This is a genomic window from Microcoleus sp. w2-18bC1 (genome assembly GCF_036700365.1).
Taxonomy (GTDB): domain Bacteria; phylum Cyanobacteriota; class Cyanobacteriia; order Cyanobacteriales; family Microcoleaceae; genus Microcoleus.
Window position 1 is genome coordinate 60,982 of record NZ_JAUBOS010000008.1, and the last position, 24,379, is coordinate 85,360.

The following is a 24,379-nucleotide window of genomic DNA, read 5'->3' on the forward strand; positions in this document are numbered from 1 at the left end:
CTGCACCTTTTTAAAATTTTAATGTTGTTGAGTCAACGCTAAACTCAACGCCTTCAAACCTTCTGAATCATCGAAATAAGTCAAATGATCGCAAGCCACGTCTTTTATCACAGGAGCAATTTTTCTTCCTTCGGGAATGCTCTTAATGCTCTGCACAGTCACAGCAATATCATTCAACTGACCCAGGAAGGGAAATTCTACAATTTGACTGCATAATTTTTGCATCAGCCGCTTTAATCGACTCGCTTCTTCTCCTTGTCCTTGCATGGCTTTGATAGAAGTATTACCAGCAAGAACTGAATAGGAAATACCTGGATCTTTAGGACTCGCAGCCAAGGATTTCAGAAACTCAGAACCCGGTTTCATCTGATCTAGGGCTACATCCACAGCTTCTATGGCACTGAGTAAACACCCCAATACTTTCACAGGCAAAGCAACGGTGGAAAGACTATTAAGCCCAATTCCCAAAGCAAAAGTAGCCCATTCTTGAACCGTTGGCCAAGGAGAACCTGCATTTGGTGTCCCCAACATGATTAAATGTTGAACCAACTTATTGCCGCCTTCTCGCTCAATCAACCAACGGGAAACTAATCCCCCCATTGAATGAGCAACAATATGCAAAAGTTTGCCGTGATTAGCTTTCAATCCTATTTCTTCTAGGCGTTTTTTCAACTTACGAGCATTATCTTCAATTGAAGTATTAATATTCTCGTAGTCAAAAGCCAGAACTAGATCGTAATGGTCTTTGAGAGGACATAGTTTCCCATTCAATTTAACTTTCGCTCGTTGAACGCTCTTGACCATATTATCGGTATCACCGAGAATGCCGTGAGCATAGAGCAAAATTCGCTTGCTCTTCGCTACCAGTGCTTTTATCTGCGTTTGATCGGTGACATAGGTTATCGTTTCATCTGACGCTACCTTAGCCACTCTCAGAAGCGGATATTCAAACTCTAAACCCAGCGGTTCCCACAACACCTTTTGAAATAGGATTTTAATAGACCCTTGTACGCTTCTGTCCTGATTGAATGGTTTTGGTAATCGTTGTAGCTGAATTTCCGTTTTGCCATCTTTAGTTTTTTGACCTCGACCTAACGGTAGGAAAAACTCACCATCATAGCCAACCGGTAAGAGATGTTCATTTTGTCCTAATGTTGTGTCAACTAACAACTTTAAAGGCGCCTCAGGGGTAACAACTGTATAGTCTTCAACTTGACTCAATTCCAGTACACTTAAACCTGGATCGGTTCCGCGACTGTTCGTGAATTGAAAAGTTTGAGTGACTTGAGGATCTTCTCGCAAAATAGGAGGCAAGATCGCATTTCCTAAATCCCGACTCACTTGAGGAATTGTCGTTAAACGCGCATTTGCTTGTAAGCTAGGATGCGCTTGTAACTTGACTCCTGCTGCCAGTTCCTTTTCTGCTGTGGGTGAAACTCGAATAGCATCTAAGGGTCGAACAGTTGTAATTGCGATCGAATCTGTGAACCAATCATCATATTTTCCTTGACTTTTGGGTTTGATAGTACGACTTTGCACTCGATTCATCAAACGATTCAGAGAGTTTTGATTGGAGGATGGAACATCTCTTGCTGTGGGTCGGGGAAAATCCAATTCTTGTTGAGTCAGTAACCGAGCATCAAACTCAGCCGTACAAACAAGCAACTTAATAATGTCTTTAAACTCGGTAATTCCTTGCTCCCATAACTCATCAGGTACTTCTAGCTCTAATTCTTCTCGCTCTAAAGCCCAAGCTTCTTCTCCAGGTTTGAGAGCTACACTTCCTGTATCAAAAAAAGGAGAGCTAATTGCAAAAGAATCTGTTAGATTGACTAAAGCGCAGTAAAGTTTTTTCTGACTTTTATTAGTCAATTTAACCCGAAAACTAGGAGGTTCCCACTGATCGTCATTGTGCTTGTATTCCAAACGCATCTGCCCGGATTGAGAAATGTTTGGATCATTAAAGATAAGTTTCATTTCCACATCCCCAACTTTAATCAGACCATTACCCGAACTGGGGAGTTCTGCGATCGCATTCCATCGCGCAATATGCTCTAATCGTTGAATCGCTGTTTCGGCATTCTCTGGGGCATAACCCTCAATTTGAGCTACTAAGGGGCGATCGTCAGCGGGTCGGGCAATCAAATATTGGTCATTCCGACATAGCAAACGAAACTGAGCTTTGGTGAATTCCTGTTCTTCGCGGACATAAGCAGAGGGTTGGTTGTTCAGTCCTGCTGACTGTATCGCTTGACGTGCTAACTTTACCCCCGCTTCCTCTCCCTCAAAATAAACACCTAGAGGTGGCAAAGGTAAACTGGTAATAACACCTTTAAACGTCTTATTCTGATCGGACGTTAGGTTTTCACTTCCACTGATTTCGACCTGACTTAACTGGGGCAAAACCTGAGTTACTTTGGCTTCACCGACAGACTTGGATGGTTCCCGTAAGTCTTCAGCATGGCTGTCAAAGGGAAAGAGTGCTAGTAAAGTCGTTTCGCCGTTAGAAGGACTTTGAACTCCGTGAACAGCACCCCCATCAATGACCCAACCATACTTTTTGTGATAGCTAACGGTGAAATAGGGAGTCCGTTCGGCGATCGCGCCATCTAAGAAAAATTGATTATCATCTCCTGGATGATTTATTTCAAGTTGGGGAGACTGATCTAAAACTCGACTACCAATTATAGCTTTTGCTCGGTTGAACAAATCCCGATAAGTCAACTTGCCATTAGCTTGTTGCAACGTATCCATCAAAAAGTAGGAAAAAGCACCCCGTTTTTGACCCCCTCCATTATATTCCTTCGCCAGTTGACTATCTTGACAACCCCCTAAGAGAATGTGACGACCTTTAGGAAGCTTCAGGCCAATGGAATTCAGTTCACCGTTACTGGAATTAGAGAGTTTTTCTAACTCTTCAAGTTTAAAGATAAAGCTATCTATTGGGCGCTGGCGCTTGTCTGTGGAAGCGAGACGGACTCCTGTTTCTTGGAATGGATTTTTACTGCCAGAACCGGAATGACAGCAATCAAGAATAATAGTAATGTGTGGGTTTTTAGCTGAGACTTCAGAAATCAGTTTTGCCAATTCTTTATCTGCTAAATCCCAGCCTCCTTCCTGGCGACTGTCATAACAGACCAATGTTTCATTATGTCGGTCTGGCTCTACGTGCCAAAATTCCTCTGGTGCTTCTTCCTGAGCGCCATGACCACTATAGTAGAAAAGAACCACATCATTGCTTTGAGCATTACATAGATGTTGCCGAAATCCATCTATAATCGCCTGACGGGTTGCTTCCGAATTCAGGAGTTTTTTTGGCGGAATAAGCTCATACCCTTTGTCTTTGTCAAAACGTTGGGTTAGATATAGTTCGATCGCTGTTATGTCGTTAACACAGCCTTGCAATGAAGGAACTGGGTCTTGATATTTGTCGATTCCAACTAATAGTGCGTAGATGTTACGAGTCATGAGCGTTTAGTTTATAGAGAGAACAAGGCAAAATTATAGGAAAGCTAATTAGCTAGTCTTAATCAGTAAACAGTTCGCTGCACATCAGATTGTAGGATTTGACATTTAGCCCCTTCTTGAAGAGACGATCGCCAAAGTTGACATCAGCACGATCGGGAGTTCCACCTCTCGGAGTCGCAATTAGAGCCTCATCAAGGCTTTCTAAAGAAGCCGATCGCGCTGTTGGATCTCTCGCTATTTCTTGAACTCTGATTCCAAGCTGCGCCTTGAGACTATCTTCATCAAGCTCTAACAGCTTTTGATATAATTCATCACTCTGTGTCATAATGCTTAATTTTAGTTGTTGAATTTCAACTAAAATTTGGGGCTGGTCGTGGTTTGATTCTAAGAGAGCAACCCCCAAAAATTTCCTAGCTTTTAGTTCAGTCTTAAATTAGCCAAAAGGCCAGCTCGCAACTGGCCGTAAGTACAGGACAGAACCTGTACTTTTGGCTAGGTGTCGTGCCAAACCACAGGCTGGCAAGGCTTTTCGGAGGGCGATCGATTTTAGATTGTAGATTTTAGATTTGCTCCCACGGGCTGTATCGATCGCACGTGATGAGTACGCTACGCTTTTTTCAAGGGTTCACGGCCTGTACCGGGGGGCTGTGACCAAATTGCTTTCGGTCAGCCTAAAAAATTAAATACAAATAAACCCGGTTGCTTTCGTCTACTCCAAAAAGCTGATTTAAAATGGTACAAAATATCAATTTTAATAAATTTTCACTATTTAGATAGATGTCGTATTTCTAGTTTTTTATCTACCATGATCGTATCGAGTTATTAATAGAATTGCCGTGATTTTTCCCAACCCTAGTCCATTTCCCGGCCCGCAGATTCCCAGTACCGAACCGGGGTTCCCGACTATACCCGCATCGCCACCAGTGCCGGGCCCCGTTCCCGAACCGATTCCCGGCATTGTACCCGAACCGGTACCTGCGCCAATTCCGCAGCCCATTCCCGAACCGGTGCCGGAAACTGTACCCTCTCCAATTCCTCAAACAGTGCCGGGGCCAATTCCTCAGACAATCCCTGAACCTGTTTAAATTATGTTTTGGTCGATCGCGAAATTTAAGATTGTTTGTAAGGTCGATCGCAAAAACCGGCTTTCTCCCAAGTCCCCAATCATTTTGTTGAATATCAGACTTGAAAAAACTCGGTTTTTGCGTAGATTATCGATTACTTGAAGTTGAGCGCAGTCTCTTTACAAAGGTCAACAGCACCCAAAGCAGTCCATTTGCCGTCATCGTATTCGGCCCTGACATCGAAAATACAGCCCGCATCCGAGCCGCCGTAGTCAGCTTGATCCCACTCAAAATCTGCCTTTTCCCGATCGGTAATGGGGGCCTCTAGCTCGTTTTCTCCCCAAGTATCCTTATCGGGAGGAGACATATAAACGGCTGTCATCGTCTTGCCGCTGTTGTTAATCACCGAAATTTTGACCACCTCAGCGAAAACGCTAGCTGCTGCCAGCCCTAACAGGGGCAGCGACAGCCCCGCAGCGATCGTTACTTTGCTTAACCACTTGTTAACCATTGAGCCATCTACCTCAAGTTAGATATTTATTCAAGCTTAGCTGTAGAAGTTAGAAGGGACAAGTCAGATATATTGCTATTGCTTATGATATTTTGAAACAGTGATATGTTTCTAAATAGCTATGCTTACTGCCGGAATTGTCGGACTGCCTAATGTTGGCAAATCTACTTTGTTTAATGCTCTGGTTGCTAATGCCAAGGCGACTGCTGCTAATTTTCCTTTCTGTACGATCGAGCCAAATACGGGTATCGTGGCAGTGCCAGACGAACGGTTGAAGGTGCTGAGCAATATTTCCAATTCCGCGCAAACTGTGCCGACGCGGATGGAGTTTGTGGATATTGCGGGTTTGGTGAAGGGGGCGAGTCAGGGGGAAGGACTGGGAAATCAGTTTTTATCTCACATTCGGGCCGTAGATGCGATCGTCCACGTTGTCCGCTGTTTTGAGAATGATGATATCATTCACGTTGCGGGTTCTGTCGATCCGATCCGAGATATTGACATTATCAATCTCGAATTAATTCTAGCAGATTTAGCTCAAATTGAACGCCGGCTCGATCGCACTCGCAAACAAGCCCGCAACAACAAGGAAGCCCAGGCTGAAGTGGATGTACTCGAAAAGTTGGTCGCGGTTTTGAATGCGGGGAAACCTGCGCGGCAGTACAGTTTCACAGATGAAGAATCTGAATTAGTTAAAGGTTTGGAATTACTGACCAATAAACCAATTATCTATGCTGCTAACGTGTCTGATGACGATTTAGCAACTGGAAATAGCTATGTCGAACAAGTGCGGGAAGTAGCAGCTAAAGAAAATGCTAAGGTTGTCATAGTTTCGGCGCAAGTTGAGTCAGAATTGGTGGAGTTGTCAGAGGAAGAACGAACGGATTTCCTAGAATCTCTGGGGGTAAAAGAAGGGGGTTTGAAATCTCTGATTCGAGCTACTTACGAATTATTGGGTTTGCGGACTTATTTTACTAGCGGCCCGAAGGAAACTCGCGCTTGGACGATTATCGCCGGAATGTTAGCACCGCAAGCTGCGGGGGTAATTCACTCGGATTTTGAACGGGGTTTCATCCGGGCCGAAACTGTAGCATATGAAGATTTGGTTGCTACGGGCGCGATGAATGCAGCTAAGGAAAAAGGCTTAGTTCGCAGTGAAGGGAAAGAGTATGTTGTACAAGAGGGGGATGTGCTGTTGTTCCGATTTAATGTTTAGCTTTTTTAAGGAGATTGGCACATGGATATCGTTTCGCTGGCAATTGCTTGGCTGGTAACTTCGGTGAGCTTTTTTATCATTTCCAAATTGCCCATCGGGGTGGATATTGACACTTTTGGAAAAGCGATGATTTCGGCTGCGGTTTTTGGATTGCTGAATGCTTTGGTGCGGCCACTTTTTGTGGTTTTGGGTTTTCCTTTGGTGTTGGTAACTTTTGGTTTGTGGATAATTGTTATCAACGCGATTATCTTTGGATTGGCGGCTTGGCTAGTGGATGGATTTCGCTTGCGCTGGGGAATTTGGAGTGCTTTGCTGGGGGCTATCGCCCTCGGTTTTATCAACTCTTTGCTCTATGAGCTGTTGCGGACTCTGCCTAGTGTAAGGTAGATCCGGGTAATGCGGGGGGCGGAAGGAAAGGGCGGGTTTATTCATCCTGTTAGTTATCGCAAATATTTCAGGTGAAACCCGCCTCTTCGGCAAATATTTTAGGTTTAATTCCCCCATATCAGGTATTTGTTTTTTGGTATTGGTTGAGTTATTTGCTTTCGCAGTAGTGGATAAATTGCTCTGGAACGAGGCGCAATTCGCCCGATCGAAAGCGCTCGATCGGTATCCAAAGTGCGTTAAATACCCACTCTCCGTCTGCAAAGGCTAGACTCTCCAATTCATAAAATTTGCCATCGACAAAATCGCACTGGTATAATTGTATTAATTCATGTCCGGCTTGGCCATTATAAACAAAGAAGTTTTCCAAACAAGTCAAATATTTGATGTTTGTCAACTCGGCTTGAATTTCTTCTTGAAACTCTCTTTGCAAAGCGTCGATGCTGTGTTCTCCGAATTCTATGCCACCGCCCAAAGCGCGGTAAAATGTGTCTTGTTTGACGGGATCTTCGCATTCTGACACGAAAATGCGATCGCCCGATTGAATTAATCCTAAAACAATTACGCGAACTTTACCTTTTTGCATAATTAGTTATCAGTCATTAGTCATCAGTCATTAGTTATCAGTTAACTGGTTCCTAGGCTATGTCTAGGAATCAATGTCCAGAGGCTCTGCCTCGCTTTCGGAGCAGCAAAATAGGAGGCAGAGCCTCCGGATATGTGTGACCAGGCAGAGCGTAGTAACGAGTAGAATCCGCCCCTAATGAGTAATCACTAATCACTAATTATCAGCGGCAAAAGTCTCTCGACGGCGACTGGTGTCAACGGGCCAGTTTCTATTTTCCCCGCCAATAATGAGTTTTTCAATGGTTACGAATTCTTTGCTGAGTTGCTGGAAAACATTAATCAAGACATCGAGGCCAATTGCATCGCTAGTACCCAAATCAAACCAGCAGCGAGCCCAAGAACCTTGATACTCCATTTCTCCCATATTGTGCATCAAAGCCATCATGCTTTGGTCGGCTAGATTAACATCGTAATTCATCTGACTGATATCTAAGCCTTCATCTTGAACTTGCAAATTTTCTGCATTAAATCCTCCCAGTTTTCCCAAGAAAAACCAAGAGTCAAACACTTCTTCAACATACTGTTTTTCACCGTTTGAAGGCACGTTGCTGAACTTCAGCCAAATCCAGAGGTCAAAGGGGTTAAACTCGCGAAACTCTACTTGCATAGTTTTTTTGTGTTTTTATAGTGGTGGTAAGGCCGCCGGCCCCCAGACTCCATCTGCATCTCTAATTTTATCGCGCATCGGGTCGCAGGCGCGAGATTGGCTGTCGAGACGGTTACGGGTTCTGCACTGCTGAAAGAAAATTTCTGCTACTAAACTGCGTGGCAGTTGGTCGGGTTTTGCTAAGGCTGCGTCGAAGTTTTTTCTGGCTTCCTCAAGTAAGGTTTTGTTGCTGTCTTTTCCCTGGGATTGGGAAAACAAGATTTGTGCTTTTAGATAGAGAACTTCGGGATTATTTGGCGTTTCAGCTAGCGATTTGTTGGCAAATTCTAAAGCGCGATCGTACTTTTTTAAGTCTCGATATCCTACTGCCATGCCGCGATAAGCTAAGTAGCGGGGAGAGGCTTTTTGTTCGAGTCTTTGAATTGCTTCGTTGGGATTGGAAAAGGGTAGGTTTGTGGCTAGCATTAAGTCCATGTAGCCTTTGATTAGGTTTAATTCTGGGTCGTTGGGCGCTATTTTGTCGGCGGCATCTAGGTATTGAAATACTACTCGCAATTTACTCAACGCTTGGGGCGCGCCTTTGGCTGTTCCTTCTTTGGCTATAATGTTCGCCCCTTCTAGAAAGTAACCTGCTGCTGTGTAAATATTGCCGCGCAATGGATTAGTTTTAGTCAATTTTTCGCCGACTTCGCGGGTTTTTTGTGCGTAGGAATTCATCGAGTTTAAGTCCTGCTCGATGTAGGATAGGGAGGCTGCCATTGCATAGGCTAGCGGCTCGTTTGGTTCGGTTGATAGTGCTTGTTTAATTTGAGTTTTTGCTTGTTTGTAGTTTCCTTGCTGAAACATTGTTTTGAAAGCGGTTTCGGTGTTGGGCCCGATCGCCTGCGGGTTGCTGCTGCGAAAGGGATCGCCCGCTACTGCGGAGTTAATGCAGATACTGAGGGCGATCGCTGCTGCACTGGCGATCGCCCGCACTGTCTGTTTAGAACTTAACATTTGCTTGCCCAGCGATGCTAAAGGGGTTTTCGTCATCGTCAATTCTCTCAATGTAATATACTGTAAACTAGAAACAAGAGAGTAAAATTTTTAGACTTTCGGACCGCGACCAAAAAAAGAGTAAAATTTGCTTGATTTTTGATGGTTGTTGAGGTATATTTTAATAATGGAATTGTGACTTGTAATATATTGAAGCACAGATTCCCATTATCAAAATATACCATGAAAAAACAGAAAAATCAAATGCCAATCCTGAAAAATAAAGAAAAATTTTGTCAAGATTTATGTAAAATAATTCTCTGCGATCGACCCCAGCCAAAAACAGCCTTAACTATCAATAGCACAACCCGAATTTCCCCGCTCCAACAATAAATATTTTTCTGATTTTTGACTGTTTACTATTGACTGTTAACAACTGCCAACTGCCAACTGCCAACTGCCAACTGCCAACTGCCAACTGCCAACTGCCAACTGCCAACTAACAACTGCCGTTAATGCTTTATCTAAAAAACTTAGTATATCATCCTACCGCCTGTCCGAATCCTATTCTGAAAAATATTAACTTAGAACTTCCCTCGCAGCAAATGGGGCTGATTGTGGGCCGCAGCGGTTCAGGCAAAAGTACCCTATTAGAAATATTAGCAGGTTTAGCGGAAAAAACTAGCGGCGACATCCGCTGGCGGGAACAAGAATTAACACCGGAACACTTGCAACAATTAGGAGGGTTAGTATTCCAGTTTCCAGAAAGGCATTTTTGCGGAGGCACAATTTTAGAAGAATTGCGACTGGGGCATCCTGAATTGGGACAAGAACAAATCAACAAAGCAATGGCAGAAGTGGGACTCGGACATTTGCCTCTGCGCGCTTCCCCCCACGCTTTGAGCGGCGGGCAACAGCGCAGGGTAGCCCTGGCAGTGCAGCTAATTCGGCAGCCGCATTTGCTACTTTTGGACGAACCGACGGCGGGTTTGGATTGGTCGATGCGCCGGCAGTTGGTAAGCTTGTTGAGTAAGTTGAAAAGTCACTGGACTTTGTTGATTGTCACTCACGATGCTAGCGATTTGCTGAGCGTTGCTGACCGATTTTGGACTTTAGATCACGGGGATTTGCAGGAGGTCGATCGGGCTAAATTAGAAGCTAAGGAAACGAGTTTTGTGAGTCATTAGTCATTAGTCAGTAGTCAGTAGTCAGTAGTCATTAGTCATTAGTTAGTGCGGGCGGGTCTATCGCATTATGAAGCATTTTTAAGTACAGAGAATTTGCAGAGCTTACAAAAGAGTGGGAATAGAAGATGAATCAGATTACAATGCCTATGTTGCCCCAGATGAACGACCTGTGGCAAAAAACGCTGAATTGGCAGCCGGATGACTCGCAGCAGCAACAATTTCAGCGACTTTATGAGTTAATTGTCGAGGGAAATCGCTCCTTGAATTTAACTCGAATTACCGAGCCGATGGAGTTTTGGGAAAAACATTTGTGGGATTCTCTGCGGGGAATTGCGAGACTGCTGCCAGCTAATCATAATTCGGCGGAAAATCCCGAATTAGGCGCCGAGTCGGTTCAGAAAGCGATCGACATTGGGACTGGTGGGGGTTTTCCGGGTCTACCGATCGCGATCGCCCTGCCGCATTTATCAGTTACTTTGCTGGATTCTACTCGCAAAAAAATTACTTTTTTGGAAACAGTTGTGCCGTCTTTAGGGATAGAAAATGCGGCGACTTTGTTGGGCAGATCCGATGAAATTGCCCGACAGCCACAGCACAAACAAGCTTACGATTTAGCAGTTCTCCGAGCAGTGGGAGCCGCTCCTCTCTGCGCTAAATCCGCACTGCCTCTGCTGAAAAATGGCGGTTTAGCTGTACTTTACCGAGGGAATTGGACGGTGGAGGAAGAAACCGAGTTGCAAAGGGCGATCGAGCATTTGGGCGGCACCATTGAGTCAGTCGAAGCATTCACAACGCCGACGAGTCAGGGGGCACGGCACTGCGTTTACTTGCGGAAAGTTGTACAGCAGTTCGAGCGTCCCGTGCGCTAGTAGGGACACGGCACTGCCGTGTCCTGTATTTCATCGGCCGTGTCCTGTATTTCATCTAATTGAAAACTACCCGATAGCCTTTTCGTAGCGCTTGTTAATTGCCGCCCAATTAACAACATTCCACCAAGCTTTTAAGTAGTCGGCGCGCAAATTTTGGTATTTGAGATAATAAGCGTGTTCCCAAACATCGTTACCCATAATTGGATAGTTGCCCTCCATGAAAGGAGTGTCTTGATTTGCCGTAGTTGTAATCTCAAGTTTGCCAGCTTTATTGCGGACTAGCCAAACCCAACCGCTGCCAAAACGCTTGGCGCCGGCATCGTTAAATTTTGTTTTAAAATCGTCAACACTGCCGAAATTTTGCTGAATTGCTGTTGCAAGTGCCCCTGTAGGTTCGCCGCCGCCGTTGGGACCCATGATTTCCCAAAACATACTGTGATTTAGGTGCCCGCCACCATTGTTACGCACGGTTGTGCGAATATCTTCCGGCACTTTGCTCAAATCTCGCAGCATATCTTCCGCAGAGATATTTTTGAGTTGCGGGTATTTACTGACAGCATCGTTGAGGTTTTTAACGTAAGCGGCGTGGTGTTTGTCGTGGTGAAATTGCATTGTCCGCGCATCGATGTGCGGTTCTAAAGCATTGTATTCGTAGGGCAGAGGTGGCAGTGTAAAAGGCCCGGGGGTTTGGGCTATTTTGGGACTTTCTGCAATTGGACTTGCTTGCGATACATTATTTCCTGACGCTTGGCAAGCACCTGCGGTAATAGCTCCGACGGTGGCTGTCACTAAATACAAGAAATCTCGGCGTTTGAGAGTCATAAAAAGTACCTAAGTGCATTATTAACTGTTTTATCTCAGATTAAAGCAAAATGGGAGTGAGTTGAGAAAAAAAGTGGTATCGCCCGAATGGATGAGACGGATGGGCGATGGTTGTGATAGTTTCTCAAGTATAGGCTAATTGTGTGCGCGTAACTAACTCACGTGCTCCGGTTCACTAATCCGGTTTCTGTCTCGAAACCGGGTTTTTTTTGATTATTCTTGGGACAAGCGCTGGATGGCTTCGCCCCCAAAAAGCCGATCGGCTGCTTGGAGAATACCGGGAATTTTAGCAGCGTGAGGACTGTGGGCTAGGCAGCGGCGCAAGTCTAATTCATTGAGGCGATCGGCTTTTTGGCCCGGGAACCAGTGACTGGCATTACCTAAGAGGTTGTAGCGCATCTTGCAATAGTCGATCGTATCGTAAGCCTGCGCCAAATTCCACAGCCACAGAATCACATAAATATTAATACCTCCGGGAGTATTTTCGATAGTTGGTAAACCGACGTGCCAAGTCTTAAACCAATCTTTTCCTAATTTATCAATGGCTGCTTTTTCTAACTTTTCTAACAATGGTGGCAAAATTTCATCGGCTCTATCTAACAATTCTACAGCTTTAAGATGCTCGTTAAAATCTTCAGGTTTGGCGGCCCCCAAACTTAAAGTATGTACTTGCGGATGCGACAAACAAAACAAATCATTAAACACCATTGGACTCAGCGGATAGCACAAATCTACCAATTTTTGCGGCGGGCTGTAAAGTTGACCTCCTTTGTCGGAAGGACTGATAATAAAAACGCCCATATCGTGACGTTTAGCAGCTTCTATAGCCGACCAATTACTTTGATTGATGTAGTACCAGTGCAAGTTAAGATAATCAAATTGATTGGTTTCAATTGTTTTGACAATCACATCCGTCGGGCCGTGAGTTGAGAAACCAATAAACCTAACTTTCCCTTCTGCTTGTAACTTTCTCGCCACATCCATGCAGCCGCCCGGACGGATAGACTCCTCTAGCAATTCCCACGTATTAATGCCGTGTAGCGACAGCAAATCGACGTATTCTAGTTGCAAATAAGCTAAGGATTTATCAAAGTCTTCGCGGAACTCTTGGGAGTTTGGTTTGGGGCTAACTTTCGTTTGCACTATCAACTTTTCGCGGGAAAACTTCGGGAAAATCCACCCCAATTGCATTTCGGAAGTGCCGTAACCGCGAGCAGTTTCTATGTGATTTATGCCGCATTCAATCGAGTAGCTAATCGTCGCTTCTAGATTTTGTTGATTGTCTGGGGGGATTTCATTGGCTGGCACGTCTTGCCATTTATACTGATATCTCATGCCACCGCAGGAAAAGACGGGCATGGATAATTCTGTGCGACCGAATCTGCGATATTGCATCATAAAAAGTTTACAGTTGACAGTTGACAGTTGACAGTTGACAGATGAATCGCCTGGTTTTTAGGATGGAGATTTATAAACCACCCTAAAAATATTCCTCCGCCATACAGGAGTTTAAACCCCTGAATTTTGACAATCAAAGTCAAGGTAAGCCCAAGTGCATTTAAATTGTATAGTCAAATTTAAGAAAAGTCTTGTGTGGAGTAGGGGTTGGGCCCGAAAGCCCGCCCTAAAAATACAATTTAGATGCCCAACAGCTTAACTCGCATATTGCAGCATTCTCCTGAACAGGCAAAATGCCTGTTCCACCAAGAGTTTTTGACCGCCAGTGTGGCAGTTTTGACTATTTAGAAATCTCCCGGACTACGGGTTTTCCGTCTTGTATTTCGCCGACTAAAACCAAATCTGTACAGTCTACAAACAAACCATTTTCTAACACACCGGGAATGTTATTCAAGCTTTTTTCCATTTCTCCGGGGTTGGCAATGTCATCAAATTTGACATCAATTACCATATTACCTTGATCGGTAATTACCGGGCCTGCTTTTTTCACGCCCATGCGGAGTTCGGGTTTGCCGCCCAATTTTTCAATGGCGCGCATCACTGGTGTTAATGCCATCGGTATAACTTCGATGGGTACGCGAAAAGTCGAACCCAATTTATCTACAATTTTAGAACTGTCAACTACTACAATAAATTGAGTGGCGAGGTAATCGACTACTTTTTCGCGGGTGTGGGCTGCGCCGCCACCTTTAATTAAGTTGAGGTGGGGATCGACTTCATCAGCGCCGTCAATAGCCACATCAATTCTGTCAATTTCATCTAGTGTTGTCAGCGGTACTCCGTACTGTTTGGCTAACACTTCTGATTGAAAAGATGTCGGCACTCCTTTGATATCTTTGAGTTCACCTGATTTTATGCGATCGCCCAATGCTTGAATAGTATAAGCTGTAGTTGACCCGGTGCCGAGTCCGACAATCATACCAGATTTTACGCGATCGGCAGCAGCAAAGCCGACTTGCTGTTTCATCAATTTTACGGGATCTTGTTCTGTGGTCATGTTCGGTACTCCTTAATAGTTTTAAGATTATACCATTTATTATGGATTTATTTAACCGCATAGAGCGCATAGAACGCAGAGAGGAAGAAGAAGAAGAGAGGGAAATCGCAAATTATTTCAAGTGGGAACTTCTCTCTTTTTTCTCTGGTCCCTCTGCGTCCTCTGCGGTTAAATAAAAAAATCTAGTTCACAAATCGGTGGATAATTGCCACAATGAAAATCGGCTTTCTCGATACCTACACTTGGGATTACAATATTGAAACTCCTTACTGCAAACCTTTGGGCGGCACTCAGTCTGCTATTTGTTACTTAGCTGAGGCGTTGGCTGCACAGGGAAACGAGGTATTTTTGCTCAACAATACCTCCGAGTCGGGGATGTCGCACGGTGTTGATTGCAGGCGCAGGGTGGGAGACAAATCAAATTTATAATTGCTGCGATCGCTCGATTTTTTAGTTATAGTCAATACAGTCGGCAAAGCGCTGGAAGTTAAGCCGCTTTTGGGCGATCGCACTCAATTAATTTTGTGGATTCATAACGAACCGGGCTTTGTATTCCTCCAAGATTTTAAGAATGAGCGAGAAATCAATGCTTGCGATGCTTTTGTATTTGTCGGCGACTGGCAGCGTGAGCAATTTCATTGCCGTTTCCTGATTGACTCCAATCGCATTTGTGTTTTAATAAATGCGATCCTACCTGGTTTTGCTAATATTTTTGTTGATAATATTTTTATCCTCTCTCAAAAATCTCGACCGCCCATTCTAGCTTACACCAGCACTCCATTTCGCGGACTTGATATTTTGTTAAAAGTCTTTCCCGAAATTCGTCAAGCTGTCCCCGGAACCAGATTAAAAGTATCTTCAAGCATTAAAGTACACCAAATAGACGACAATGATAACAGCTTTTTTTCGGTCAACTTTACTACCAGTGTCAGGAAACAGAAGGCGTCGAGTAAGTCGGTTCCTTACCGCAACCCGAACTCGTCCGGCAACTGCGTTCAGTCGCGGTTTTAGCTTACCCAAATACCTATTTGGAAACCTCATCTATTGCCGTGATAGAGGCGATGGCCTGCGGTTGCCGGATTGTGACGAGTGAATTGGCAGCTTTGCCGGAAACAACTGCTGGATTTGCCCGTCTAGTTTCAATGTCAGGGGTGAAAAATTTTGCATCGATAACTAATTGGAAGCGGGCGGGCAACGCAGATTGGGAGGGATATACAAGGCGGTTTTTAGAGGCGATAGTCGGAGTTTTAAATGAGGCGAGCGGTGCGGGTGGCGCAACTGCTGAAAATCATCTGAGACAGCAGGTAGAATATATAAATCGAGGGTGTACTTGGTCTGTGCGATCCCGATAGTGGGTAGAATGGCTGAATAGTATTAGTGTAAAACCTGTAAGAGTGGCAGAGCAAATGATCGGGAATTCTTTAGTAGGTTTAGAGGCAGTGAGAGATTATTTTCAAAAGGGAAATTGGCTGAAAGAGCGAGGTGATCTCGGTGGCGCAATCGAGAACTATCAGAAAGCTTTAGAGTTTAATCCAGGAGATGCAGAAGTTCATAAAAAGTTGGCGGAAGTTTATGTTTTGCAAGGAGAATTTGAAAAGGCGATCGCATCTTGCAATCTCGCTCTTAAATTCCAACCTAATTTTGCTGCCGCTTACTTGACAATGGGCAATGCCTTGCACAGTCAAGGAAAGCTGGAGATGGCAATAGAAGCTTACTTGCAAGCTTTAGAAATTCAGCCAGAATTTGCTGAAGCCAGCGCGAATCTCGGTAGTATGTATTACAAGTTAGGGCAATTGGAACAGGCAGCCAATTATTACCAAAAAGCTCTGGTAATTAATCCTCAATTGTCTTCTGTCAATATGATGCTGGGCAGTGTTTGGCAGCAGCAAGGAAAGTTAGAGGCAGCCATTACTTGCTATCAAAAAGTGCTGCAACAGCAACCGGGAGATGCCAGCGCTGCTGAGAAATTATCGAGTTTAATCGCACAAAAAGAGCTGGTCGCTACTGACAGCAACTTTATCGAATTAGAAACAGAATCAGGGGAATCGCCACCAGTATCTGTCAACAAAGATGAAGGCTACGGCTTGCAGCCTTCGAGTATCAATTTGCCGGCAGCGCCCACCACTGAGACTTTAAATACTCCGTTTACAAACCCCGCCGAACTTTCCGAACAAGTTACCTCGATTAATGTTCCAGATAGCGGACAAGTTGCCAATTTTCAAGAAGTAGAACCGTACAATAAACTCGCCGAAGACTTTTTAGTTCAAGGTAAAATTAAAGAGGCGATCGCAGCTTGTCAGCAAGCGCTAAAAATTCGACCGGATTTCATCTACGCTTACGTCACTTTAGGCAATGCTTTGCAAGCAGGAGGCAAAACTGAAGCTGCAATTCGATCGTATTCTCAAGCCCTAGAATTGCAGCCAAATTTTGCGGAAGTGCGCGCCAATATCGGCAGTATGTATTTCAAAATGGGGCGTTTGGAAGAAGCGATCGCCCATTACCAGCAAGCCATCGCCCTGAGTCCCGATTTAGCGGGAGCTCACTGGAATTTAGGGAAAGTATATCACCAACACGGCAACATCGAAGCAGCGATCGCCTGTTTTAAAAGAACCTCCGAACTCAACCCGCAGCTAGTCGGTGCAGACTTCCACTTTAACTTAGGTAATCGACTTTTGGGCCAAGGAAAGCGCGACGAAGCCATCGAATGCTACGAAAAGGCGATCGCCATTAAACCGGATTGGGCAGAAGCTTACGGTAACATCGGCAGCGCGCGATCGCAACAAGGCAATCTCGACGCCGCCATCGCTTATTATCAGAAAGCTGTAGCTTTAAAGCCACATTTAGAAGTTTTGCACTTCAATATAGCCAATTCTTTTTTACAGCAAAACAAGTACGACGAAGCAATTACTAATTACCGAAATACTCTGAAAATTAAGCCCGACTGGCCGGAAGTTCACGCTAACCTCGGCAGTTGTTTTTCCATGCAGGGGCGGCTCGAAGAAGCTCTAGCCAGCTATCAGCAAGCTTTGGCATTAAAACCGAGTTGGGCAGAGGTTTACTGCCGGATGGGACACATTCAGAAACAAGATAAGCCCTTGGAGGCGATCGCCAATTTTGAAAAAGCGATCCAATGCAACCCCAAATTTAGCGAAGCCTACCAACAACTGTGCGACTTGCTAAGCCATTCCACCAACCTCGCTGGAGCCCGTAGCGTAGCCGACAAATACTGCGAAAACTGCGGCGAAAATGCCCCAGTCATGTCAGCTACAGCCTACGTCTTTTCCTACCTGCAATCAGGTGTCAGCAAACAGGCAATTCAGAAACTCGAAGAAATCGAGAAACTATGCTACGAAAAGGTCGAAACCTTTAGCGTGATCGAACTAAAACTACTCTACGAAATCTTCCTGTTTGCAGTTTCTCACCTGCGAGACAACCGCGAAAAGAATGCCAGTTTTTACAGACTCATTGCCAAAGAATACTACCAAAAAGCCGTTCCTAAACGCCAGGAAATTAACAGAAGCAACCTAGCAAATTACCAAACAAAAGAACAGCGTCCTTTAAAAATAGGCTTCCTTTCCAAACACTTCCGCCGCCACTCAGTAGGCTGGTGCAGCGAAGCTTTAATTCGCGAATTAAGCCACATCACCCCCCACGTTCACCTTTACGTCACCGGGAAACTCCACCGAGATGAGGTTACGCAGCGGTTTGAAGACATGGCGGGCAAGTTTTACTGGCCTAAAAAATATCCAAACGGCTTTGCTGACGGCGGCGAAATCTTCGCCGAAGTAGCGCAAGACAACTTGGATGTATTGATAGACTTAGACTCGATGACAGTACCCACAAATGTGGAAGTGCTGTATCAATATCCTGCGCGGATTTGCGTTTCTTGGCTGGGATTCGACGCACCTTACATTTCAGATAATCACTACTTTCTGTGCGACGAACACACTCACCCCCCTGGTGTTGAAAAAAATTACTTAGAAAAGTTAGTAAGACTGCCTGCAGGTTCGGTAGCAATTGGCGCACTGCAAAGCATTCCTGTGAATCGAGAGGCGATTAGAAATGCTCTCGGAATTGGCTTAAATCAAATGACTTATCTGTGCGTTGCCCCAGGGAGAAAAACCAATCCAGAAATGGTACGAGCTCAAGTTACAATTCTGAAGGAAGTACCAGATAGTGTGTTAATCCGCAAAGGTCAAGGCGACCCCGATGTTATTCACAGCACTTACCGCGAAGAATGCGAAATTCAGGGAGTAGATTTTGCTCGGATTAAGTTTATAGGGCAAACCAGAAGTGAAGAAGAACACCGGGCTATTTATTATGTAGCCGACGTGCTTTTAGATTCCTATCCTTACAACGGCGGGACTCACAATTTAGAGGCTTTGTGGGCGAATTTGCCAGTGGTAACTCGATCGGGTGACCAATATCTTTCGCGCATGGGTTACGCTTTTCTGAAAAGTGCAAATCTTGATGTTGGTGCAGCATGGAGTTGGGAGGAATACACGCAGTGGGGAGTTAAGTTTGGCCGCGATGCTGGTTTCAGAAATGCGGTGAAACAGCATTTAGTAAAATCTAAGCAGCCAGAACATCTCGCACCTTTGTGGAATCCTAAAAAGTTGGCTGAGGATATGTATAAGGTGTTTCAAAAACTTTTGTCAGTTGACGGTTGACTGTTGACGGTTGACTGTTGACGGTTGACTGTTATCAGTTGTCATTATAAGGAAAAATTTCCGCATCTCTCACGCTTCCCCTCTTTCTGTGAAGTCTTGTAACAATCTTCGTGGAAATGCGTAAAAATTCCGCGCTGAGTCTGATAGATAAATAGCTGATTCATAGTACCGCGATCGCACTAACTTTATGCCAGTTAGGGCGATCGTTTTTTTAGTAATACCAGTTTCAAACAAGAATGGAACTGTAGACAAGCCCCAAACCAGCAGCTTCATCAGTAATTCCCAAATCTCAAATCTCAAATCTCAAATCTCAAATAACCTGACTACTGATTAATAGCCACTCGATCGCGCCCGCCAGACTTAGCTCGATACAGTGCCTTATCCGCCGCTTCAATCAACATTTTCGGGGAATTTTGACTTGGCGAAACTGCCGCAACTCCCAAGCTGAGAGTCACAGAATCACTGACAACAGACTTGATGTGGGGAATGGCCAATGCTTTGACGCGGCTGCGGATTGCCTCCGCAACCGCCTGTGCAGCGACGACATCCGTATTTGGCAAAATTACCCCAAATTCCTCGCCGCCGTACCTAGCAGCCAAATAGAGGCGTTCTGGGGGTGCATTTGTGCAAGCATCTCCGATCGCCCGCGCCACTTGCTGCAAACAAGCATCCCCGGCTTGATGGCCGTAATTGTCGTTGTAAAGTTTAAAACAGTCAATGTCGCACAGAATCAAAGATAGCGGTTCCGAAGAGCTCGACTGCTCCCATTCTCGGTTGATCACCTCGTCAAAACGGCGGCGGTTAGCTAGTTGAGTCAGACTGTCCAAATTCGCCAACCCGTCCAACCGCTGGTTGGCCGCAGCTAGCTGCTGGTAAAGTAAAGATTGTTCGATCGCGATCGCCACTTGAGTACCCAACTGACTCAGCAAATCCACATCAAACTGCTGCCACTGGCGGGGGGCCGAACAGTGGTGGGCAATCAGCAAACCCCACAACTTCGGCACTTGACAAGAACCGTTACCTTCCCTAGGTTCTATGCCCTGCTGGACAATCGGCACCACCAAATTTGCCTTCACCTGACAAGTCTCCAAAAATTTAAGGTGACACTCGCTCAAATTAGAAGCATGAATATCCTCTATGGCGCGAATGCGGCCCTTTAAATACTGTCCGATGTAAGTATTGGCAAAACAGCAATCGTCAATTCCCATCCCCTTGAGTGGCATCCATCCTTCTGCAACCGACTCCACCACCACATCTCCGTTCCAGTCTGGTCGGAAGCGGAAAATCAGCACGCGATCGGTTACCAAAAACTCCCGCACTTCCGCTACTGTAGTGTTGAGAATATCTTGAAGATCCAGAGAAGAACGGATGCGTGATTGAATCTGTGCGATCAAGCGTTCCCGTTCTATTTGTTGCCGCAGCGCGACTTGGGCTTGCTTACTTTTAGTTATGTCCCGACCTTCCGGCAGCAACAATACTATTTTCCCAGTTTCATCCGCGACAGGTTTGAGAGAAAAATCAACAATTGCCGTCCGATTTACACCTTGAACTTCCACTTCATAGCGGACAAATTCACCTTGTGCCGATCGAGAAATCGCCTCTTGCAACTGTTCCTGAACTTCCTCAGAATCTCCCCACCAGGGCAATAGCCAAAACGGTTTATTGGCCACATCCCGTAGCTTAATTCCGGCAAAATCTAGAGAAGTTTGATTAGCTTCCAGCAGAGTACCGTCCGGTTTCAATAAGCTCACAAATTGGAAAGAAGAATCAAAAATTGCCCGAAACCGCCTTTGAGAATCTCCCAACATTGCCGTCACCTTTTCGCGAGAGGTAATATCGCGGAAGCGCCACACCCTGCCAATAATATTTTGTCCGACTCGAATCGGCTGCGTGTAGCGCTCAAAAGTGCGGCCGTCTTTAAATTCTAGAATATCGCAACCTTCCGACTCCGCATCGCTATAAAATTCTTTAACTCTCTGCAAAAAAGCTCTCGGATCTTTCACTTGCTTAGTGAGAAATGCCAGCCGCAGCGTTCTATCCATTGAATTTCTAACTTCTTCATAAATTCCCCACATTTGAACTAATTTTTCGTTATAGCTAATCATTTCTCCGGCCGTAGTAACGGCGAGAATGCCGTCGGCGGTTGCTTCTAAGGTAGCGTGCAGCAGAGAGCGCGATCGCTCTAATTCTGCTGCGGTCAATTTTCGTTCCGTGAGGTCTCGGACTGCTTTCACCTGTACTAAACGACCTTCCCAAAATACAAATTTGCTGCGAACGTCAGCAGGAAAAGCAGTTCCATCTCGCTTGAGAAAAATAGTTTCACAGACTGTATTGCTAGCTGCAGAAATCATTTGCGGCGCCTGTTTGTATGATTTAGGCGACAGTAGTTCCAGCAAGCTCATTCCCACCATTTCCGCCGGTTCGTAACCGAAAAGTTCGGCAAAATTGCTGCTGACGCTCAAAATTGTGTCGCGGTCAGCCACGGCAACTGCTTCAAAATAAGCTTCGCATTCGAGCAAGCGCGCTGCTGAGTGGCTGCTGCCATTTTCTGCGGCAGAATAGCTGTTGTTAATTAACTGTTGCAATTGCGTATTTGCCGAGTACAAAGCGGTCATGGCTTGCCTGTACATAGCAGTACGTTTTTCGACTTTTTGTGCGAGGCGATCGCGATATTCTCGCAGTTCTTTTTCGACTCTAATTAAATCAGTAATATCAACGGCAAACACGATTACACCAGCGACTTTACCTGTTTCATCCCGGTAAGGTATTTTATCTGTCCGCACCCAGCATTTTTGACCCGAAACTGTTGGTAGCAGTTCGACTTGCCCCTGTTTGGGAACGCCCGACTTGATTACTTCTAAATCTTCTAAATAATATTGCTCTGCTTCGTCTGGATAGATTTCATAAAAAGATTTACCTTCTAATTGAGCAGCAGGCAAACCTCTCGATGCAGCGGCGGCTTGATTAATTCGCAGCAGACGACTTTCGGTATCTTTGAGCCAAATCATCGCCGGCACGGAATCAAAAATAATTTGCTGTTCTTGTTGCTGCAGGCGTAGTTCGGCTTCTGCTTGTTTTCTTTTAATTATTTCTTTTTGCAGTTTGTGATTAGCTTTTTTGAGTTCAGCAGTGCGTCTTTCTACTCTTTCTTCTAGTTGATCGTAGTATTGGGTCAGCAAGTTTTGCTGCTGTTCGTGCCGCATTGCTTCTAATTTTAACTTTTCGCTAGCTGACAAACTTGAGGACACAAAATCTGCTAATATTTGGGTAAATTCGTGTTCTTCTTCCGTCCAATCACCGTCGGAACCCTGGCGTTCGGCGCTGACTATTCCCAACCTTTGACCTGCTAGCACAATCGGTACGTTTAACAGGGAAGTCGTGCTCTTATCGACGAAATAAAGACCGACAAGTTCTCGCGTTCTGGGGTCATTTTCTGCGGCCACAGTTGCGATCACACTTGCCGATTTTAAAGCTTGAAAATAAGCCGGACAGTCGGCTGCAGTGAGGATGATTTGTACGGAATGGAGTTTAGTATTTTGTTGGTAAAGGTCGATGCAGTGAAGCTGCGTTTTGTCTTCGCCATACAGCCAAATACTGGCTCGATCGCAGTTGACAATACTGACAGCGGTTTCTGTTACTTCGCGGATGAAGTCTTCTATATTATTGCGTTCTTTAAGTTGACTTTTGGCTAATTTTGCGATCGCCAAAGTTGGACTGCGCCAATTTCCTCTCTGGTTGGGCGGCATGGGTGACTGCGAAGCGGCCTTAATTTCTTCGCAAACTAACAGTACAGCCGGTCGTTGGAAATTGGCAATTGAACGACCATTAGTATTTTCCTCTATTTTCCAATCTAACGCCGGCATTGCGCGCGCGGTAGCTTTTACCCTAATAATCCTGCCATCTTTGCAAGTCAAGCAGCCTTCCCAACAGGCAACTTTTGGAGTTGACGTACCGTTTTCCGACTGGGCCAATCCGGCAAATTCTGCCTGCATTTTGCCTTGCTCTGGGCAGTAAAATATGTTAAAAATTGAATGACAAATTAATTCCTGCGATTTGTAGGCGAGGCGAGACGCACCGAATTGATTGAGCGAAAAAACTCTTCCCAAAGCATCTAGAACGAAGTAAATGCCCGGAAAATTCTCGTAGAGAGTTCCATACCAATCTTGTTCGACTTGTTGGCTGCACGAAAGTTTTGCTGTCGCGAAGTCGCCGTCGGTGTCGATCAAGTGAGAATAGTTGGTTTCGGGGCTGCTTGAATGACTTTTTTTAGCAAACACTTTTAGCTTAACTCGACTGTAATTAATTTTACTTTCTGGAATTTAACTTTTTTGTGAAACTAAATTAAACCTGTTGTTTGAAAAAAGTTACAACTTGTAACAAAAATACGACTTGTCCAGCACCCTGATTTTCGCTTCCCAATGCAACCACTGTGTTTGTTTGTAGCTGGTACACGGTCTGCAGACGATATTTCCCGATAGTTGCAATGCCAGCAGGTTTAGCTGCAATTACCCAGGCTGTACTTTTAGCATCCTAGACAATAAAAAAAATCGGCAATCAATAGTTTTAAGTATATATGATAACACTCAAATACCTAGTAGTGAGACTGACCTACTTCGGATTCGGTTGGGGATATTTGCCGAGGCTGCGGATGAACCGGGCGGCGGTGGCAATTATCGGGTCAGCTTTTGCGGTGGGTTTGGGGATACTCGACCTGAAAACTGCTTGGGAGGCGATCGACCCAAGTACGATGTTTTGTGTTGGGAATGACGATCGTGAATCTAATTAATTAGACTGTTTAATAAATATTTATAATACTTAAGTTAAGTAAATCTTATAATGCACAATCGACCACGAGCTTTAGTCCTATAGTTTATACTTAATCTTGTCCAGCAAACGCTAAGGAGGTAAGGAAGAGTGACTACCCAACCCGCTGCGAAACCCAGACTTAATTCTGCGTTCAAACAACTGATGTCCTTACACTGGGTGATGTCAGCTTGCTATTTAGTGTTGTTTATTACCGGTACGTCTATGGCTCGATTGCCGGGAGAATTGTTTATTCGAGGCCCCCTTTACGATTTTCACAAATCCGTAGGAGTGCTGACAATGGCTTTGCTGACTTGGCGGATTTTAACTCTGCTGCGCGTATGGTGGAAAAAATATACGAAACGCCTGCCAAAGTTTACTAAGGAATGGTACAAAAATTTTGCTCTGCACGCAACTTTGTACGTTTTTATGTGGCTAGTTCCGGTTGCGGGTTTCTTACTTTCTAACTCTTACAAAAGTAACAATGTGAAATTTTTCGGAATTCTTTTGCCGGATATGTTTCCGCAGAATTCCGCACTGGTTGAGGTAGGAAGGAGTTTGCATTTTTGGCTTGGGTACACGTTTTTAGCCTGCGTAATTTTGCATATTTTAGATCAGAAGAAAATTGTGAGAGCTAATTGGCGTAGGTTGACAAATTTTGTTAGCACTAAGTTCCCAAAGTCTCAAAATGTGGGATAAATTTGCGATGGGGTACTATAGCCTT

22 protein-coding genes are annotated in these 24,379 nt (G+C 44.9%); 11 read left to right on the plus strand and 11 right to left on the minus strand.

Annotated features, from left to right (window positions below):
• Positions 1–18 precede the first annotated feature (18 nt).
• A complete protein-coding gene (locus tag QT979_RS07555; protein ID WP_333309020.1) occupies positions 19–3,468 on the minus strand; it encodes a caspase family protein in 3,450 nt (1,149 codons plus the stop codon).
• 58 nt (positions 3,469–3,526) lie between these two features.
• Complete coding sequence (locus QT979_RS07560; protein ID WP_333309022.1) at positions 3,527–3,793, minus strand: hypothetical protein; 267 nt, start codon at positions 3,791–3,793, stop codon at positions 3,527–3,529.
• Positions 3,794–4,304: 511 nt separating this feature from the next.
• Here QT979_RS07560 and QT979_RS07565 point away from each other — a divergent pair.
• A complete protein-coding gene (locus QT979_RS07565; RefSeq protein ID WP_333211756.1) occupies positions 4,305–4,553 on the plus strand; it encodes a gamma-aminobutyric acid A receptor, epsilon-like protein in 249 nt (82 codons plus the stop codon).
• A gap of 133 nt (positions 4,554–4,686) precedes the next feature.
• On the opposite strand, the gene QT979_RS07570 is transcribed toward QT979_RS07565, so the two are convergent.
• Positions 4,687–5,043 (minus strand): hypothetical protein, encoded by a 357-nt coding sequence (locus tag QT979_RS07570; RefSeq protein ID WP_333309024.1) that lies wholly within the window; start codon positions 5,041–5,043, stop codon positions 4,687–4,689.
• Positions 5,044–5,164: 121 nt separating this feature from the next.
• Here QT979_RS07570 and ychF point away from each other — a divergent pair, with 121 nt between their 5' ends.
• Both ychF and QT979_RS07580 read left to right on the plus strand, forming a co-directional pair.
• Complete coding sequence (gene ychF / locus QT979_RS07575) at positions 5,165–6,256, plus strand: redox-regulated ATPase YchF (protein WP_333211752.1); 1,092 nt, start codon at positions 5,165–5,167, stop codon at positions 6,254–6,256.
• 21 nt (positions 6,257–6,277) lie between these two features.
• Positions 6,278–6,643, plus strand: coding sequence for a phage holin family protein (locus QT979_RS07580; protein WP_333030414.1), 366 nt, complete (start codon positions 6,278–6,280; stop codon positions 6,641–6,643).
• Positions 6,644–6,791: 148 nt separating this feature from the next.
• Here QT979_RS07580 and QT979_RS07585 read toward each other — a convergent pair whose 3' ends face one another.
• The 3 genes from QT979_RS07585 to QT979_RS07595 all read right to left on the minus strand — a co-directional run bounded on the left by QT979_RS07585 (position 6,792) and on the right by QT979_RS07595 (position 8,906).
• A complete protein-coding gene (locus tag QT979_RS07585) occupies positions 6,792–7,226 on the minus strand; it encodes an NUDIX hydrolase (RefSeq protein ID WP_333211750.1) in 435 nt (144 codons plus the stop codon).
• Positions 7,227–7,421: 195 nt separating this feature from the next.
• Positions 7,422–7,874 (minus strand): DUF3531 family protein, encoded by a 453-nt coding sequence (locus tag QT979_RS07590; protein WP_333038358.1) that lies wholly within the window; start codon positions 7,872–7,874, stop codon positions 7,422–7,424.
• Positions 7,875–7,889: 15 nt separating this feature from the next.
• The gene (locus tag QT979_RS07595) at positions 7,890–8,906 is read right to left on the minus strand and encodes a Sll0314/Alr1548 family TPR repeat-containing protein (RefSeq protein WP_333309026.1); all 1,017 of its coding nucleotides are present in this window, start codon (positions 8,904–8,906) and stop codon (positions 7,890–7,892) included.
• Between the two features lie 458 nt (positions 8,907–9,364).
• Between QT979_RS07595 and QT979_RS07600 the strand changes: the two genes are divergently transcribed.
• Both QT979_RS07600 and rsmG read left to right on the plus strand, forming a co-directional pair.
• Complete coding sequence (locus tag QT979_RS07600; protein WP_333145528.1) at positions 9,365–10,036, plus strand: energy-coupling factor ABC transporter ATP-binding protein; 672 nt, start codon at positions 9,365–9,367, stop codon at positions 10,034–10,036.
• A 125-nt stretch (positions 10,037–10,161) separates the two neighbouring features.
• A complete protein-coding gene (rsmG, locus tag QT979_RS07605) occupies positions 10,162–10,905 on the plus strand; it encodes a 16S rRNA (guanine(527)-N(7))-methyltransferase RsmG (RefSeq protein ID WP_333309028.1) in 744 nt (247 codons plus the stop codon).
• Between the two features lie 66 nt (positions 10,906–10,971).
• Here the strand turns inward: rsmG and QT979_RS07610 are convergent, their stop codons facing one another.
• The 3 genes from QT979_RS07610 to rpiA form a co-directional block, all read right to left on the minus strand.
• The gene (locus tag QT979_RS07610) at positions 10,972–11,727 is read right to left on the minus strand and encodes a Fe-Mn family superoxide dismutase (RefSeq protein ID WP_333309030.1); all 756 of its coding nucleotides are present in this window, start codon (positions 11,725–11,727) and stop codon (positions 10,972–10,974) included.
• A 213-nt stretch (positions 11,728–11,940) separates the two neighbouring features.
• Positions 11,941–13,125 (minus strand): aldo/keto reductase, encoded by a 1,185-nt coding sequence (locus QT979_RS07615; RefSeq protein WP_333211742.1) that lies wholly within the window; start codon positions 13,123–13,125, stop codon positions 11,941–11,943.
• 340 nt (positions 13,126–13,465) lie between these two features.
• Positions 13,466–14,182, minus strand: a complete 717-nt coding sequence (gene rpiA, locus QT979_RS07620; RefSeq protein ID WP_333153978.1) for a ribose-5-phosphate isomerase RpiA — start codon at positions 14,180–14,182, stop codon at positions 13,466–13,468.
• A 213-nt stretch (positions 14,183–14,395) separates the two neighbouring features.
• Here rpiA and QT979_RS07625 point away from each other — a divergent pair, with 213 nt between their 5' ends.
• Genes QT979_RS07625 through QT979_RS07640 form a run of 4 tightly spaced genes read left to right on the plus strand, consistent with a single transcriptional unit; the run spans position 14,396 to position 18,852 of the window.
• Entirely contained in the window at positions 14,396–14,611 is a 216-nt protein-coding gene (locus QT979_RS07625) for a hypothetical protein (protein ID WP_333211740.1), read from the plus strand.
• The gene (locus QT979_RS07630; RefSeq protein WP_333211738.1) at positions 14,612–15,193 is read left to right on the plus strand and encodes a hypothetical protein; all 582 of its coding nucleotides are present in this window, start codon (positions 14,612–14,614) and stop codon (positions 15,191–15,193) included.
• 17 nt (positions 15,194–15,210) lie between these two features.
• Positions 15,211–15,534, plus strand: coding sequence for a hypothetical protein (locus tag QT979_RS07635; RefSeq protein WP_333211736.1), 324 nt, complete (start codon positions 15,211–15,213; stop codon positions 15,532–15,534).
• A gap of 42 nt (positions 15,535–15,576) precedes the next feature.
• Complete coding sequence (locus QT979_RS07640; protein ID WP_333309033.1) at positions 15,577–18,852, plus strand: tetratricopeptide repeat protein; 3,276 nt, start codon at positions 15,577–15,579, stop codon at positions 18,850–18,852.
• 69 nt (positions 18,853–18,921) lie between these two features.
• Here QT979_RS07640 and QT979_RS07645 read toward each other — a convergent pair whose 3' ends face one another.
• Complete coding sequence (locus QT979_RS07645) at positions 18,922–19,152, minus strand: hypothetical protein (protein WP_333211732.1); 231 nt, start codon at positions 19,150–19,152, stop codon at positions 18,922–18,924.
• Between the two features lie 23 nt (positions 19,153–19,175).
• Positions 19,176–23,129, minus strand: a complete 3,954-nt coding sequence (locus QT979_RS07650) for a PAS domain S-box protein (RefSeq protein ID WP_333211730.1) — start codon at positions 23,127–23,129, stop codon at positions 19,176–19,178.
• A gap of 296 nt (positions 23,130–23,425) precedes the next feature.
• Here QT979_RS07650 and QT979_RS07655 point away from each other — a divergent pair, with 296 nt between their 5' ends.
• Complete coding sequence (locus QT979_RS07655) at positions 23,426–23,638, plus strand: hypothetical protein (RefSeq protein ID WP_333211729.1); 213 nt, start codon at positions 23,426–23,428, stop codon at positions 23,636–23,638.
• A gap of 128 nt (positions 23,639–23,766) precedes the next feature.
• The gene (locus tag QT979_RS07660; protein WP_333309035.1) at positions 23,767–24,354 is read left to right on the plus strand and encodes a cytochrome b; all 588 of its coding nucleotides are present in this window, start codon (positions 23,767–23,769) and stop codon (positions 24,352–24,354) included.
• The last annotated feature ends 25 nt before the right edge of the window (positions 24,355–24,379 follow it).

What these genes read in the sequence shown, in the direction of transcription:
- QT979_RS07555 (WP_333309020.1), bottom strand. Translation starts at nt 3,468, where the DNA reads ATGACTCGTAACATCTACGCACTATTAGTTGGAATCGACAAATATCAA.
- QT979_RS07560 (WP_333309022.1), bottom strand. Translation starts at nt 3,793, where the DNA reads ATGACACAGAGTGATGAATTATATCAAAAGCTGTTAGAGCTTGATGAA.
- QT979_RS07570 (WP_333309024.1), bottom strand. Translation starts at nt 5,043, where the DNA reads ATGGTTAACAAGTGGTTAAGCAAAGTAACGATCGCTGCGGGGCTGTCG.
- ychF (WP_333211752.1), top strand. Translation starts at nt 5,165, where the DNA reads ATGCTTACTGCCGGAATTGTCGGACTGCCTAATGTTGGCAAATCTACT.
- QT979_RS07580 (WP_333030414.1), top strand. Translation starts at nt 6,278, where the DNA reads ATGGATATCGTTTCGCTGGCAATTGCTTGGCTGGTAACTTCGGTGAGC.
- QT979_RS07585 (WP_333211750.1), bottom strand. Translation starts at nt 7,226, where the DNA reads ATGCAAAAAGGTAAAGTTCGCGTAATTGTTTTAGGATTAATTCAATCG.
- QT979_RS07590 (WP_333038358.1), bottom strand. Translation starts at nt 7,874, where the DNA reads ATGCAAGTAGAGTTTCGCGAGTTTAACCCCTTTGACCTCTGGATTTGG.
- QT979_RS07595 (WP_333309026.1), bottom strand. Translation starts at nt 8,906, where the DNA reads ATGACGAAAACCCCTTTAGCATCGCTGGGCAAGCAAATGTTAAGTTCT.
- QT979_RS07600 (WP_333145528.1), top strand. Translation starts at nt 9,365, where the DNA reads ATGCTTTATCTAAAAAACTTAGTATATCATCCTACCGCCTGTCCGAAT.
- rsmG (WP_333309028.1), top strand. Translation starts at nt 10,162, where the DNA reads ATGAATCAGATTACAATGCCTATGTTGCCCCAGATGAACGACCTGTGG.
- QT979_RS07610 (WP_333309030.1), bottom strand. Translation starts at nt 11,727, where the DNA reads ATGACTCTCAAACGCCGAGATTTCTTGTATTTAGTGACAGCCACCGTC.
- QT979_RS07615 (WP_333211742.1), bottom strand. Translation starts at nt 13,125, where the DNA reads ATGATGCAATATCGCAGATTCGGTCGCACAGAATTATCCATGCCCGTC.
- rpiA (WP_333153978.1), bottom strand. Translation starts at nt 14,182, where the DNA reads ATGACCACAGAACAAGATCCCGTAAAATTGATGAAACAGCAAGTCGGC.
- QT979_RS07625 (WP_333211740.1), top strand. Translation starts at nt 14,396, where the DNA reads ATGAAAATCGGCTTTCTCGATACCTACACTTGGGATTACAATATTGAA.
- QT979_RS07655 (WP_333211729.1), top strand. Translation starts at nt 23,426, where the DNA reads ATGATAACACTCAAATACCTAGTAGTGAGACTGACCTACTTCGGATTC.